This window comes from Spirosoma sordidisoli (assembly GCF_004138325.1).
GTDB lineage: Bacteria > Bacteroidota > Bacteroidia > Cytophagales > Spirosomataceae > Spirosoma > Spirosoma sordidisoli.
Genome location: NZ_SBLB01000001.1, coordinates 840,162 through 855,262, shown reverse-complemented (window position 1 = coordinate 855,262; position 15,101 = coordinate 840,162). Strand labels below are relative to the sequence as shown.

Annotated in this window: 12 protein-coding genes; 7 read left to right on the top strand and 5 right to left on the bottom strand. The window is 56.2% G+C overall.

Annotated elements, in window-relative coordinates; all coding sequences use genetic code 11:
* Positions 1–22: 22 nt before the first annotated feature.
* A complete protein-coding gene (lepB, locus tag EQG79_RS03755) occupies positions 23–1,195 on the top strand; it encodes a signal peptidase I (RefSeq protein ID WP_129600011.1) in 1,173 nt (390 codons plus the stop codon).
* A gap of 194 nt (positions 1,196–1,389) precedes the next feature.
* Here lepB and ung read toward each other — a convergent pair whose 3' ends face one another.
* On the bottom strand, positions 1,390–2,055 hold the full coding sequence (ung, locus tag EQG79_RS03750; protein ID WP_129600009.1) for a uracil-DNA glycosylase: 666 nt from the start codon (positions 2,053–2,055) through the stop codon (positions 1,390–1,392).
* A gap of 143 nt (positions 2,056–2,198) precedes the next feature.
* Between ung and apaG the strand changes: the two genes are divergently transcribed.
* From apaG to EQG79_RS03735, 3 genes are all read left to right on the top strand, one after another.
* Positions 2,199–2,585 (top strand): Co2+/Mg2+ efflux protein ApaG, encoded by a 387-nt coding sequence (apaG, locus tag EQG79_RS03745; protein WP_077920350.1) that lies wholly within the window; start codon positions 2,199–2,201, stop codon positions 2,583–2,585.
* Between the two features lie 15 nt (positions 2,586–2,600).
* Positions 2,601–3,380, top strand: coding sequence for an O-methyltransferase (locus tag EQG79_RS03740; RefSeq protein WP_129600007.1), 780 nt, complete (start codon positions 2,601–2,603; stop codon positions 3,378–3,380).
* Positions 3,381–3,486: 106 nt separating this feature from the next.
* A complete protein-coding gene (locus EQG79_RS03735) occupies positions 3,487–4,857 on the top strand; it encodes a monooxygenase (RefSeq protein WP_129600005.1) in 1,371 nt (456 codons plus the stop codon).
* 511 nt (positions 4,858–5,368) lie between these two features.
* Here the strand turns inward: EQG79_RS03735 and EQG79_RS03730 are convergent.
* On the bottom strand, positions 5,369–7,480 hold the full coding sequence (locus EQG79_RS03730) for a DEAD/DEAH box helicase (RefSeq protein WP_129600003.1): 2,112 nt from the start codon (positions 7,478–7,480) through the stop codon (positions 5,369–5,371).
* 557 nt (positions 7,481–8,037) lie between these two features.
* Between EQG79_RS03730 and EQG79_RS03725 the strand changes: the two genes are divergently transcribed.
* Positions 8,038–9,066 carry a DNA/RNA non-specific endonuclease gene (locus tag EQG79_RS03725; RefSeq protein ID WP_077920345.1) on the top strand — a complete coding sequence of 343 codons (1,029 nt, stop codon included), beginning with the start codon at positions 8,038–8,040 and terminating at the stop codon, positions 9,064–9,066.
* Positions 9,067–9,123: 57 nt separating this feature from the next.
* Positions 9,124–9,354, top strand: coding sequence for a DUF2905 domain-containing protein (locus EQG79_RS03720; RefSeq protein WP_077920344.1), 231 nt, complete (start codon positions 9,124–9,126; stop codon positions 9,352–9,354).
* Here the strand turns inward: EQG79_RS03720 and EQG79_RS03715 are convergent.
* A complete protein-coding gene (locus EQG79_RS03715) occupies positions 9,323–10,888 on the bottom strand; it encodes a hypothetical protein (RefSeq protein ID WP_129600001.1) in 1,566 nt (521 codons plus the stop codon). The genes EQG79_RS03720 and EQG79_RS03715 overlap by 32 nt on opposite strands.
* Positions 10,889–10,963: 75 nt before the next feature.
* Positions 10,964–11,776 carry a sugar phosphate isomerase/epimerase family protein gene (locus EQG79_RS03710; RefSeq protein WP_236648662.1) on the bottom strand — a complete coding sequence of 271 codons (813 nt, stop codon included), beginning with the start codon at positions 11,774–11,776 and terminating at the stop codon, positions 10,964–10,966.
* A gap of 328 nt (positions 11,777–12,104) precedes the next feature.
* Here EQG79_RS03710 and fbaA point away from each other — a divergent pair, with 328 nt between their 5' ends.
* Positions 12,105–13,184, top strand: a complete 1,080-nt coding sequence (fbaA, locus tag EQG79_RS03705) for a class II fructose-bisphosphate aldolase (protein WP_129599999.1) — start codon at positions 12,105–12,107, stop codon at positions 13,182–13,184.
* Between the two features lie 86 nt (positions 13,185–13,270).
* On the opposite strand, the gene EQG79_RS03700 is transcribed toward fbaA, so the two are convergent.
* Positions 13,271–14,611, bottom strand: a complete 1,341-nt coding sequence (locus EQG79_RS03700) for a M24 family metallopeptidase (protein ID WP_129599996.1) — start codon at positions 14,609–14,611, stop codon at positions 13,271–13,273.
* Positions 14,612–15,101 lie beyond the last annotated feature (490 nt).

Sequence of the window (15,101 nt, the reverse complement as noted above, 5' to 3'; positions counted from 1 at the left end):
TCATCATTAATTGTTATAGGACGTGTCTGAAGTTAAAACCCGCGCCGACCGTAAACCGGCTAAAGCCAAAAAATCACCTCTCCGCGAATGGTTCGATTCGATTCTGTTCGCCGTTGTGGCAGCTACCCTCATCCGGTGGCTGTTTATGGAAGCCTTCACCATTCCGACGCCATCGATGGAAAACAGCCTGATGGTGGGTGACTTTTTGTTCGTGAGCAAGCTCCATTACGGTACCCGTACTACCACAACGCCCCTCCAGGTCCCTCTGACCCACCAGAAAATCTGGGGAACCAACATCCCGTCGTACAGCACAGCCATTCAGCTGCCCTCGTACCGGTTGCCCGGCTTCACGAGCGTTAAAAATGGTGATGTCGTCGTGTTCAACGTGCCTCCCAAATACCTGAACGACAACATCGACTACCCGGTCGATCTGAAAACGAATTACATCAAGCGCTGCGTCGGTATTCCGGGCGATGTGCTCGAAGTACGGCAGCGGGAAGTGTATGTCAACGGCACCCTGCTGCCCAAGCCGCCCCGCTCGGAGCAGAAATACTTTCTGAAGACAACCGAGGTGCTGGACGCGGCCTTCTTTCGTAAGTACGACATCGTGAACGACTACCGTGATCCGGGCCAGCCGACCGAAAACTGGAAGCCCCTGGAGCAGTATAACGACTCGACCAAGAGTTCGACCATGGTGGGGTACAGCATCAACACGACCGAAACCGTTATCAATCAGCTGAAGGGGTTCGACTGGGTGAAAGGAATCGAGCCGATGAGCGACAAGCCGGGCGAAATGTCGCCGGGTATCTACGGTACCCCGACGTTCAAGTGGAACCACGACAACTTTGGCCCGATTACCGTACCAAAACAGGGCGTAACGATTCCGATCAATGCGCAGACCATAGCGCTCTACGGCCCGGTCATCGAACTGTACGAAGGCAACGAAAACGTAGTGTCTAGTCCAACCGGTATCAAGATTGGCGGCAAACCAATCACCTCATACACGTTTAAGCAGGACTATTATTTCATGATGGGCGACAACCGCGACAACTCGCTGGATTCGCGCTTCTGGGGCTTCGTGCCGGCCGATCATATTGTCGGCAAAGCCGTGTTCGTCTGGATGTCGCTCGATCCGAACCCGGACAAGTGGTACAACAAAATCCGCTGGAACCGCCTGTTCAGAACGATCGATTAAGCAAACAGCCCAAAAACAGCCGAAGGGGCAGGAATGGAAAAGCTGGATACTAAACCTATCCGCTTCTCCCGTTCCTGCCCCTTCGGCTGTTCGGATTAATGAGACTGGTGGCAGGGCCTGGTCCAGCTCCTGATAAGGGCGTTTTGTTATCCCGACCGGTCCGCCGGTGCGGCAGGAGGAATGACAAAAACGTCTTACCACTCGATGGGAGGCAGGCCTTTGCTCTGGAGGTAGTCGTTGGCCTGGCTAAAGTGTTTGTTACCGAACCAGCCGCCCCACTGGGCTGCCATGGGGGAGGGGTGTTTCGATTTCAGAACCAGGTGCTTCTTACTATCGATCACGGCCCCTTTCTTCTGGGCGTAGGCTCCCCAGAGCATGAAGACCACGTGTTGTTTCTGGTCGGAAATCAGTTTGATTACCGAGTCGGTAAATGTTTCCCAGCCTTTGCCCTGGTGCGACCCCGCCTGGCCGGCGCGTACGGTCAGCGTAGCGTTGAGCAGCATAACTCCCTGACTGGCCCAGCGTTCGAGGTTCCCCGATTTGGGAACAGGCTTGCCCAGGTCATCCTGAATTTCTTTGAAGATATTGACCAGGGAGGGGGGCTTCTGTATACCGTCGGCTACCGAAAACGCCAGTCCGTTGGCCTGCCCTTCGCCGTGGTAAGGGTCCTGCCCCAGAATAACGACCCGGGCGTCGTCGAACGAACATTTGTCGAATGCGTTGAAAATCAGTTTTCCCGGCGGGAAAACGCGCTGGGTGCTGTATTCCTGTCTAAGAAATTCGGCCAGTTGCTGAAAATAGGGCGCGTCGAATTCAGGTTGCAGGTAAGGTTGCCAGGATTCGGCTATGGAAACTTTCATTTGCGGGAACTGATACGGGTGAATGGGAATTATAGGCCAAAACCGCTGGAACCTATACCCCGAAAATTTTTAAGATGGGTTCTTGCGTAAAATAACTTATCAACCGTATTTTCGTTGTAAGGTTGCCAAACGACAGGATAATTATGGTATCGTCAGTCACTGAAGGCGTAAAAGTGAGCGTGAAGACTGAGTATCAATCGGACTACTCCAGCCCGCTTCAGGCACACTACGTATTTACCTACCGAATCACGATCGAAAACGCGAGCGACTACACCATCCAGCTGCTTCGCCGGCACTGGCTCATCTACGATTCGAACGGCACCGTCCGGGAGGTCGAAGGCGAGGGCGTAGTTGGTCTGCAACCCGTTCTGGAGCCGGGTGAGGTACACGAATACGTGTCGGGTTGTAACCTCCGGTCGAGTATGGGCAAGATGGCCGGCACCTATCTGGTCGAGCGCATTATTGACGGAAAACGGCTCCAGGTAAATATTCCCGAGTTTACGATGGTCGTGCCATTCCGCTTAAATTAGTCATTACTTTCTCCGTTGGTTCGTTCTTATTTCCGCTACCTCGGCCGCGCCCGCGACGAGCACTCGCTGCATTCGCCCTTTTTATTTGCCCTGTATACCCAAGTTATCCAGGCCGACAACCGGCGTGAACCGGCTTTTGCGCCAATCCGCTCGCTTCGACACGAAGTACGTCGGAACAAAAACCGGATCGATATTACCGACTTCGGGGCAGGCTCGAAAGTAAATGGCTCGCGGCAGCGCAGCGTGGCCGATATTGCCCGGCATTCGCAGAAGCCCGCCCGCTTTGGTCGGTTGCTTTACCGGCTGATTCGGCGCTTCCAGGCGCGAACGGTGCTCGATCTGGGCACCTCGCTGGGCCTGACAACGGCGTATCTGGCCGAAGCCGCCCGGCTCAACCAGGGGCAGGTGTGGACGTTTGAAGGTTGTCCGCAAACGGCTGCGCTGGCCCGTCAGCACTTCGAGCAGCTCAATATTGACAATACAACCGTTGTGGTGGGCAACCTCGACGAAACCCTGCCGGCCCGGCTTGCCTCCCTCGACGCGCTCGATCTGGTATTTTTCGATGCCAACCATCGCTACGAGCCTACAGTCCGTTATTTCGAAACCTGCCTGCCTCACGCCCATAACGATACGGTGTTTGTATTCGACGACATTCACTGGTCGGAGGAGATGGAGCAGGCCTGGGCGTACATAAAGAACCACCCGGCGGTGCGCGTAACGGTTGATCTGTACTGGGTAGGGCTCGTATTTATGCGTACCGAACAGCCCCGGCAGGACTTTGTTCTCCGTTTCTGAGTCAGGGAATTAACTGCCCATCGCAACGAAAAAACAGGTAACTTGTGCGGTATTACAGCCGCTGTTTTTTCGTTATCAGAACGAACGCATTTCCTCCCAAACCTGTATGAACCGTCTGACGTCTACGCTCTTGCCCTCAGGAATTGGAGTTGCCTGTTTGCTGCTGGCCATGGCTTCGTGCCAGAATGCCGCCACCGACGCGACCGACGACCCCACGGCGGTATCGTCGTTCGACCTGATGCAGCAGAAAATTCTGACCCCCTCCTGTGCTACGGCGGGTTGCCACGCGTCGGAGAAAGACCCTTCGTTTGCGCAGCACGGCCTGGTACTGGCTGCGGGGCTGGCGTATCAGAACCTGGTGGGCGTTGACCCCAAAAACAGTTCAGCCAAAGCCGACGGGCTGAAGCGGGTAAAGGCGTTTGCGTCGCTGGAGAGTCTGCTTTACCATAAACTCAACGCCAGCGCTGGTCACCATAGCGGCCGTCAGTACGGTAACCTGATGCCGCTGGGGAGTGCGCAGCTGCCCGATGGTCAGGTCGAGTTTGTTCGGCGCTGGATCGAAGCGGGCGCTCCAAAAACGGGGAGTGTGGCCGATGCGGCTCTGCTGGATGATAAAACGACTACCGTAGCCACCTACGAACCCCTGGCGGCACCGGCCAGCGGGCGGGGGATACAGATGCGGATTGCGGCTTTCGATATCCAGCCGAAGTTTGAACGCGAGCTGTTTACCCGTCAGCTGGTGGGCAACACGGCCCCCATGTACGTAAACCGCTACGAGATCAAGATGCGCAGCGGCAGCCATCACTTTGTAGCCTACGACTTTCGGAACAAAAGCCTGCTGCCGAACCTGAACGACGTTCGTGACCTGCGTAACCCCGACAACTCGCTGAACTTCGCGACGGCCCTGACCATGTCGAACCATGTGTACCTGGCCGGATCGCAGGCGCAGTATATCGATTACACGTTTCCTGAAGGCATGGCCTTGCTGCTGCCCGCCGGCGCGTCGCTCGATCTGAACTCGCATTACGTCAACAAGACCGATGGCGTTATGAAGGGCGAAGCGCAGTTCAATCTCTACAGCATAGACCCCGCCCAGGTCAAACAGGTCGTGCAGACGCTCGATCTGGGCAACAGCAGCCTGAACCTGCCGCCCAATCAGCGCACCACCGCCACCCGATCGTTCACCTTCAACAAACCGCGTCGTATTCTGACGCTGACGTCGCACATGCACAAGCTGGGCGAAAAGTTCGTGATCCGGATCAAGGGCGGCACCCGCGACGGCGAGATTATCTATACCTCGACCGACTGGGAGCATCCGGACATTATTACCTTCAAAACACCCATCGACCTGAAGGCCGGCGAAGGGCTTACTTCCGAAATTACCTACAACAATACCACCAGCAAGGCCGTTGGTTTCGGCCTGACCAGTGAGGATGAAATGGGAATTATCTTCGGGTATTACTACGAATTGCCGTAGCTCTCACGGCTTTGGTGCGGGGCTTACCACGGGCAGCGTAACCGTTTCCCACCAGTACAGACGCAGCGAGGAAAAATAGGTATGCCAGGTTAACGGGCTTGATAATGTATGAATTGGCGCCCAGTTCGTAGGCCTGAATTACATCGGCGGGCGAACTCTACAGGCTGAGTACCAAAATAGACAATGAGCGCTTCCACGAACGATCGTTCCCCTGGGTCAGAAACCGCCACGCTTGTTCAGCATCGGGCAGGTACAGCTTCAGCAACACCAGCTTAGAAAGGACTCCTGCCTGCCCATCGCACTGGTCGAGATAGCGAAGAGCCTCGTCGGTGGTGCGACGAAGTCGAGCGCTTCAGGCAGAAAACCGACGAAGCCCGCGCCCGTCAGGTCCGGGTCCGGAAGCAGATCTTGGACTATAGCATGACCAGGTAGGGGAACTAACCCGTATAACACAAAACGCCGGACGATCGAAACCGTCCGGCGTTTTGGTGTATAGATGAGTTGCTCGCGCTTAGCGGGCAATCTCGATGTTGACCCGACGGCCTTTGATCGTGTTGCCTTCCATGGCATCAACGACCCGGTTAGCTACGTCTTTAGGCACATCAACGTAGGTGTACTTGTCGAAAATATCGATGCTGCCGATGGTGTTGCCCGGAATGTTGGCTTCACCGGCAATAGCGCCTACGATATCGCCCGGCCGAACGTAATCCTTACGACCGATGGTAACCATCAGGCGGGTCATGTTCGCTTCGCGCTCGCGGGGCGCCCGTTTGTCATCGCGCTCGAAGTATTGCTTCCGGTCGCCACCCCGATCGTCGCGGTTGCCGAAGCGTGAGCCACCGCGGTCGTCGCGGTCGCCAAAGCGCGAACCACCCCGATCGTCGCGGTTACCGAAGCGTGAGCCGCCCCGATCCTCGCGGTCGCCGAAGCGTGAACCGCCACGCCGGTCGTCGAACCGACCCGGGCCGCGCTCGAACCGGTCGCCCCGTCCGCCCCGATCCTCACGACGGCGATCGTCTTCGAGGGCCAGGTTCTGATCGGCAAATTCGTTTTTCTCCAGACCCATGCTGCGTTTTACCAGGGCGGCTACGATCTGCTCGGTCGAGAAGCCCGCGTGGTGAAGCTGGGTCAGCGTATCTTCGTACAGGTTCAGGTCTTTGCTGTCCTGAATGGTCTGCTGAATCTGTTCGATAAAGCGGGCTTTACGAATACCGACAATGTCTTCGAAGGACGGAATAACGCCTTTCTCGACCCGTACTTTCGTGTAGTTCTGGATTTCGCGGAAGCGATATTTCTCATCGCGACCGACCATCGAGAACGCCCGGCCCGACTTACCCGCGCGGCCGGTCCGGCCGATACGGTGTACGTAATACTCTTCGTCGAGGGGAATATCAAAATTGATCACGGCGTCGACATCGTCTACGTCGATACCGCGGGCGGCTACGTCGGTCGCGACCAGAATGCTGGTGGTACCCGAGCGGAACTTGCCCATTACGTTGTTGCGCTGCGCCTGCCGCAGGTCACCGTGCAGCCCTTCGGCCTGGTAGCCCCGGATTTGCAGGTCTTCAACGATCTCGTCGACCTTGCGCTTGGTGTTACAGAAAACCAGCAGCAGTTTCAGGTCATACATATCGATCAGGCGGCACATCACCTCGACTTTCGCCTTGGGTTTCACCTCGAAGTAGACCTGCTCGATGTTGACGTTGGTCAGCTCTTTCTTCACCACCTTCACCAGCACCGGATCTTTCTGGAACTTCTGGGTGATCTGCATGATCGGTTTCGACATCGTAGCCGAGAACAGAATCGTCTGCCGCTCCTGGGGCATATCTTCCAGAATGCTTTCGATATCCTCGCGGAAGCCCATGTCGAGCATCTCATCGGCTTCGTCCAGAATCATCATCTTGACGTTGTCGAGTTTGAGCGTGTTGCGCTCCATGTGGTCCATAACGCGGCCGGGCGTACCGATTACGATATGCACCCCGCTCTTCAGCGACCGGATCTGGCGTTCGATCGAGTCGCCACCATAAATGGCTTCGATGCGCACACCGCGCTTGTATTTGGCCAGCTTACGAATTTCGTCGGCTACCTGAAGGGCCAGTTCGCGGGTAGGGCAGAGAATCAGCGCCTGTACCGAGCGGTCCTGGGTGTCGATCAGATCGAGGGTTGGAATACCAAACGCGGCCGTTTTACCCGTACCTGTCTGGGCCTGACCAATTACGTCACGACCCGCTAGAATGGGCGGAATGGCTTCGGCCTGGATGGGCGACGGGCTGATGAAGCCCATGTCCGTAACGGCCTGTAAAATCTCGTCAGAAATATCCAGCTGCGAGAAAAGCACCTGGTTGGGATCAACAACGGGTTGCGCCGGGGCTGCGGCCGGCGTTGTTTCGTCGACCGTAATAACCTCAGCAACGGCCTGTTCTACCTCGGTGTTGGCAACGGGCGTTTCGGCGTCGTTGTCATCAGTGGCCGGGGCTGCGGCTACGGGAGCCTCTTCCGGTTTAGCTGCTTTTTTGCGGGGAACTTTGGCCTTAGGGACGTCAACGGCGGCAACGTCGGTAGTAGGCTGATCCTGTGTGAGCAGAAGATCCTGCTCATCTGTGTTACTTTTTTTCGTTTTCATTACTCTTAGAAAGTTGTGTTTAAACTTTCCAAGCGAAGACGAGTGTGTGCCAGTGAACGGCGCGATAATGCGAGAATTGCCCAACGAACGATTGCCCAACGACCCAACAAGGACCACCAAACCCCCAGCCTGTCAATAGGGGAGAAGACAATGAAAATTGACCGATTAGCCCACGCGCAAATGTCCCGCTCACGGCGGGACGTCCACCCAGAAAACCCATCTGTACATCCGTACTGTGGTATGTCCATACCGGACTCTGTCAGACCTAACTCAGCGTGTAAATAGTGAGAGAACAGAGACGCGACGGATGCCGCTTGTAAAATCTGGTGCAAAAGTAGAGAATTTATCTGGTAAAGTCAAGCAGTGTTTGTAAATAAATTGTATTTGTCTGGTTGATGACGTACGACATACGTTAATCTAACGGCCGTTAAATAAGCTAGTTAGCCGCTTGTGAACCCAGTCGACCTATACCCCAAAATTGTACATTAACTTTATCACTCACCCAGTTCGCCCTGTCCGATTCGGTCAGCGTCTGCCCCTAAACCGTTCCGTCAGCCATGTCAGACAACAACACATCTTCGTCAGTAGCGGCCGCTATACCCGTATCGACCGATGCAACGGTACGAACTATTCAGTTTACCGTTCCGCTCCGGATCCGTATCGAGCTGGGCGCAGCCGGGGTGGAACAGGCTGTCTCGGTCGGCTTCGGTCCGGTAGCCGTTGGGTTCGAGACGCGCAAGCCAGCACCCCGGACCTACACAGACCGCAACGGCTACGACCCGGCTTTTCTGACCGGAACGTCCATTTCGTTCGAGTCGCTGCTGGCCCCGATCACGGACCGGCTGGCTCTGACAATCGACCAGAAAACCGTGTTGGCCTATCGAAATTTCAGCGTGGCGATGCACCGGATCCGGCGACTGTCTGTAGCCACGGCGGTGAACATCGACGGTCAGCGAACCCAGTCGATGGGCCGCTCCGACGTTTGGATTCTGGACCCGCGCCTGAGCGAAACCTACCAGACCGGGCCGGAGGTATATGCCAACAACGACCTGGACCGGGGTCACATGGTTCGGCGGCTCGATCCGGTCTGGGGCGCGCAGGCCCAGCAGGCCAATGACGACACCTTTCATTACACGAACTCGTGCCCACAACATGCGGGCCTGAACCAGAAAGCCTGGGCCGACCTGGAAGATTATATCCTGAACAATACGAAGCTGGCCCAGCTGAAGGTGTCGGTGTTTACGGGGCCGGTTTTCGGCGAGGCCGATATACCCTACCGGGGGGTGTTGCTGCCGCTCCAGTTCTGGAAAGTAGCCGCCGTGATCAAAAAAGATGGTGAACTCTCCATGACGGGTTATCTCTTGAGTCAGAAAAGCCTGCTGGTCGATCTGCGCGAAGGAATAGCCGAAGACGGATTTGGGGCGTTTCGGACGTACCAGGTGCCGCTGTCGCAGATTCAGGCGCTGACGGAGCTTGACTTCAGCCCTTACTTTAGTCATGATCCGCTGCACCGCGCCGGAGCGGGCCGCTTTGAGGTGACCACCGACCTGCGCGAGATTCAGAATCCGGACGACCTGATTTTATAAGCCTGACTGAACCGCAACCGCGGGGGCTTTCGTTGACGGGAAGGGACGCTTATTTATATGAACGCAACGGTTGGTAAATACATCATGCTGGCGGGGGCAGCCCTGCTGCTGGTCGGGCTCGTTATTTATGTCCTGGGCGATCGGCTCAGCTGGCTGGGCCGCCTTCCCGGCGACATCCGGATTATGGGCAAAAACGGGGGAGGCTTTTACTTTCCTATCGTCACCTGTCTGGTGGTCAGTGTGCTGCTGAACCTGATCATCGCCCTGATCCGGCGGTTTTTTGGCTAGCCGTACTGGCGGGGCGGGCATCGGGATCGTAGGTGAGTTTGTTCAGGTAAAAGACCTCGCGCGGGTTCGGAAATGCTTTAGAAGCTGCAATCTTCTGGAAGCCGCAGGCCAGAAAGTGGCGGTCGTACCAGGCCATTAGGTTTTCCTGCGCCGAGTAGGTGACGCGTTCGTCGGTATCGCTGGTCTGTATTTTTATCTTTTCCGTTTCCTTAAGCACTTTGTTGCCCTGTATCACTTCGGTCGTTATTTCGCCGTCGTTCGGGTAGGCCAGCACCATCCGGTCGCCCTGCTGGGAAACCTGTACCATTTCGGTCAGCTCGGCATTGAGCAGCTCTTTGATGGGCAGGCAGTTGTCCCATAACAGTTTTCCCTGTTTGTCGAAGCCGCAAACAAAGGCGTGGGTATAGCGAAACCCGTCGTACCGGTCGGCTCCGCGGAGGTAGCCGCTGTAGCCCAGGGTGCTGGTCCGGTATTGCGGATAGTAGACCTCCGCAACAAGGGTGAGGCCGGTTGGGGTGGGTTGCAGGTCATGCACCAGCAGCCGGTAGCGGAACTTGTAATCCTTGCCTTCTTCTTTTTTCTTCTGCGCCCGGGCCCTGAGTTTTTGCTGGCGGTGGGGTTTGAGGTAGTTGAAAAAGTTCTGTAGTTCCGAAAACTCGATGTACTGAATCGCCCCTACGGCGTCGGCGGTGACCTCGGCCATGGATTCGCCCGGCTCGGGGTGCCGTACGCGCGTCACGTAGATACCCTGCGAATAAGGCGTACAATCGGCCGAGTAGTTGCCGACCAGCAGGGATTCGTGCTCGTTGACGGGCAGCAGCTTGCCGGAAATCAGGCTGTTTTTAGCCCCGTCGAAATCGACCACGCGAATGAGTTTGCTGTCGTAACTGTAGGTGCGTATCGAGAACCGGCACCGGCGCCGGGTGGAGTGAACCAGCACGTTGACTTCGCGTCGGGTTTCGTCGAGTTCGAGGCTGCTGATGTCCATGTGGTTCACGTACAAACCGGGCAGGACTTTGGCTGAGCCGTCGAAAAAGGAAAATGCCATCACCACCGGACGCTGATGGCGGTAGCCACCCACGTAGGCCTGACTTCCCATCACCTTGAACTGCTGAATGTCGAACTGGTCGAGCAGCACACCGTCAATCGTTTCAACAACGCCATCGTCGAGGTGGAGTCGCAGAAACTGAAACCGGTTCGTATCGTACTCCCGAAAGAGGTGATACATGTACTGCTGATCATTATACGACAGCAGCGGTCTGTACTTGATGTCCTGTTTGAACCGAACGCTCCACAGCGATTTCAGGTTGGTGTCGAACTTCTGAAACGTGAATTCGGCCGGGCTGTTGTCGAAAAAACCGCCCGTTCGTACGGTCATCAGTACCCCCCGGTCGGCCAGCGGAACAACGTCGAAGGCTTCGGGTTCGTTGGGGTCTGAGGGGATCTCAATCCGCAGCGATTGCGCCAGTTGCGCCTGCGCCGGTGGCAGGGAAACGCAGAGAAACACACAAGCGATGAAGAGAGAGCGGAGCATGAAGTAAAGTTACAAATAACGCCGTAGGATTCAGCTCGTTTGCCAACGCATATTGCGCTATTCGGAATGGATGTATCAATTTTCCTGCCAGCGCTTTTTTAGGTAGTCTTTCATGAAGACGTTGATGTCCCACTGGCTCGCTACGGGCTGGTTGGTGTAGGGCAGGGTGGGGAGGTAGCCCGGCGCCGGCCCGAACTCGCAGGTAACGGTCAGGGTAGGGGCGTTGGCTTTCTGGAGCCGGGCCCGGATGGCGTCCCACCATTTGGCGTGGCTTTCCAGCGCGGCCTGCCATTCGGGGGCGCGCGGGTCCGACACCTGCGGGGCTTCGGGTTGGCCAACCCGGCAGTGGATATGGTCGCTGACGGCAATGGCCCGGGTTACGTTCTCGGCCTGGTCGGCCAGGTACGACTCGGCCACGTTGACCCAGTGCGAATAGTCGGCCGTCAGGCGCATATCGGGTAGTTTGAGCAGGTAGTACTGAATGGCCGGGGCGCTGTAGCTGAACCGCCCCCGGTGGGTTTCGTGCAGGATACGGACCCCGGTCTGCTTCTGCACGTCGAGAGCGGTCTGGATCAGTTCGGCGTTCTGCTCGAAGGTGAAGTAGTCATGACCGGTATGCGCGTTGATGAAGAGCGGTTTGTTGGCCGCAATATCGAGCAGGTCATCGCGGTATTTCTGTTTATGCTCGGTAAAGTTGCTGCCTCCGCCAAAGGCCATCAGAATCACCTCCAGGCCCTGGTCGCGCATGACCTGAACGGCTTCTTTACGTTTGCCGGGTCCGGCCGATATTTCCATGCCGTCGTAGCCAGCGGCTTTTACCCGTTTGGCGGCTTCAGGATAGGACAGGCTTTCCATGCCCCACATCGGGCAAAAGAATACGGTTTTCATACGAGTCTGGGTTTAGCGAATGGATGCAAGGTAGAGCGAAAAAGCTATACCAGACAAACCCGTCGGCCCCGATTGCCTACTGATAGCAACAGATAACAAGGGTGCACTACCGGAGCGACTGGCTGTAAATCAGGCGGGTCGTTCCGGAGAAATAAAACCGGATCAGACTCTTTGGTCGACTAATCAGACGGGCCTGGGCGCGGAACCGCAGTAGGGTAAGTAGTATTATTTCCGGATTATCCGCAATTTTACCCCCCGTTGGCCGTGTCAGGCGGAAATCTGCTTTCCGGCAAATTATATCTTGAACGAATCCAAAAATACCCTTCTTATGAGCGATGTAGCCACTCGATTTGCACCCGGCGTCGTGACCGGTGACGCTGTCTCCGAAATTTTTCGGCATGCTAACGAGAATGATTACGCCCTGCCGGCTGTCAATGTTGTTGGCACCGACTCCGTCAACGCCGTACTGGAAACGGCCAAGGTCGTTAACTCGCCCGTGATCATTCAGTTCTCGAACGGGGGCGGCATTTTCTACGCGGGAAAAGCGTTGCCCAACGACAAACAACAGGCCGCTATTGCCGGGTCGATTTCGGGCGCTACCCATGTTCATCAGGTGGCCGAGCTGTACGGCGTTCCGGTCATTCTGCATACCGACCACTGCGCCAAGAAACTGCTGCCCTGGATCGACGGACTGCTGACGGCGGGCGAAAAGCATTTCGACCAGACCGGTAAGCCGCTGTTCTCCTCGCACATGCTCGACCTGTCGGAAGAGCCGATCGAAGAGAACATCGAGATCTGCGCCAAGTACTTCGAGCGGATGGCCAAAATCGGCATGACCCTCGAAATCGAGCTGGGCGTAACGGGTGGCGAAGAAGACGGCGTCGACAACTCGGACGTTGACGACAGCAAGCTGTACACCCAGCCGTCGGAAGTGGCGTATGCGTACGAAGAGCTGAGCAAAATATCGCCGAACTTCACCATTGCCGCGGCTTTCGGTAACGTTCATGGGGTATACAAGCCCGGTAACGTGAAACTGTCGCCGATCATCCTGAACAACTCCCAGAACTACATCCAGGAGAAATTCGGAACGGGTCCGCTGCCGGTAAACTTCGTATTCCATGGTGGATCGGGATCGAGCCGCGACGAAATCCGGGAGGCTATCCGCTACGGCGCCGTGAAAATGAACATCGATACCGACATGCAGTGGGCCATGTGGGAAGGGGTGCTGAACTACTACAAAGCGAAAGAAGGCTATCTGCAAAGCCAGCTCGGTAACCCCGAAGGAGCCGACTCGCCGAACAAGAAATACTACGACCCGCGCGTATGGCTCCGCAAAGGAGAAGAAAGCATGGTGTCGCGCCTGAAAATTGCGTTTGAAGACCTGAACTGCATCAACCGCCTGGCCTAAGCCATACCGGTAAACGAACGGGTGCCTGCCGTAGACCTGCTGCTTCATCGCACAGTCTATGGCAGGCACCCGTTCTGGTTTAGCCCCTACTTCACATACCCCAGCTGGCGGGGAATGGTGTAGATCTCCGTCTGCCGCCCGTCGATGTAGCGGAACGACTGCCCATCGAAGAAACCGTCTTCTTCGAGCATGATCCGGATTGTTTTTTTCCAGGCCGGCAGTTCAACGGCTGCGTTCAGCTCGATGGAGTAGGCCGTGTTGGCCAGCAGCGGATAGTCGCCCGTGCCGGGAACGCCCTTCTGCTGGTCCCAGAGGCCGATGGTCGGGCCGGCCGCGTGTCCGTGTACGCCAATGGGGTGCGAGTAGATGGTGCCTTTGATACCTTCTTTCTGCGCCTGATCCAGGGCGGCCAGCAGCATCTGGTTTCCCGTCTTGCCGGCCTTAAACTGGTCGGTCAGGATATCCTGCAGGCGGTTGCCCTGTTTGAACGCGGCTTTGATGGCATCGGGAACATCCGTTTCGCCGGGGCGCAGTACGTAGGCGTGTTGCTGCTGATCGGTGTTCAGGCGCAGGTAGGTAATCCCGAAATCGACGTGGAGCAGATCGCCGGGCATGATCACCTGCTTGTCGGGCCGCTTCGAGAACGTGCGCAGGTGTTCGAAATCCTGGCTGTCGGCCCGCTGCACATCCACCGTCGGGTGAAACCAGGTGTCGAGCCCCAGCGACGTAATACGCTGCCGGAACCACCAGACCACATCGTCGGTGGTGGTGACGCCCGGTTGGATCACGCTCTCCGAGAACCCTTCCTGAATGATCTGGTGCGACAGCCGGCAGATCATGGGGTAGATCGCCATTTCTTTCTCGGTGCGGGTTTCGAGCCAGCCCACGGCTACCTTCTCGGCCGACACGATGCGTTTGCGATAATCGGCGGGCAGCTTTTCCAGAAACTCCCGTTGTTCGGTCGACGACAGGCCATCGGCATGAGCGTAGTTGGTGGAGGTGTTGAGGCCGATCTTTTTCGGCTTACGGTCCTCGATGATTTTGGCCAGGGCTTCCCACTGGTTGGGCCGCACATCGATATCCCAGGCGCCTTTGAGCAGGTTGCCCACATCGTAGCGGGCAATGGCCAGCTTTTCAATTTCCTTGCCCGTGTCGAAAAAAACCATGATGGTCCGTCGGCGGGCCGAGAGCCAGGTGCTGGGCAACATGGTCCGAAGCACCGGGTCTTCGTTGTACTCGCGGGAGATGATGATCCACATATCCAGCCCTTCGCGACGCATCAGCTGCGGGAGCAAGTTGTTGAACCGGTCTTCGAGAATCTCATCGACAATTCGGGCCCGTTCGCGTTCGGGCAGGATGGTGGTGGGTTGGGCAGCCGCGGCCAGGGGCAGCCAGAAACAGAGTAACAGGTAGATCCGTTGACGCATAGGAATGAATGGGCAGTTTCGGGCAAGATACAAAACCCAGCCAACGTTTTTTTACAAATCTGCCTCGCCCCGTTGCTCAGAGCCAGTCTGGTAGCCCATACCCGTTTTACTACCGGATAATAAATTCGAGCTTAACGAGTCTGGCTTTCCGGCCTGTTATTAGTGATCGGTACACGTGATGTGTCTATTATTATACTAGATTTTTTTCTTGTGATAAAGACAGTCGCAAAGAGGAAGAGGTTTCTGTCCGCCGAATTAACGTCAGTCAACGGTTGATCATCGGTTTATCAATACGTGGAGTTGCGTAGAACTAAATAATAGCAAGGGTGTCGGACGTCCTGATTCTATACTGCCGGCATTAGTACCATACCAGATGAGGCTAAGTACTACTACGGAACTATATCTGCCTGACTGTCAGAAATACATAGTTCCGTGATTTTGCGTACAATACTATGTTGGGTGCGGGTCCATAAAGTGCTTCAAATTCCAG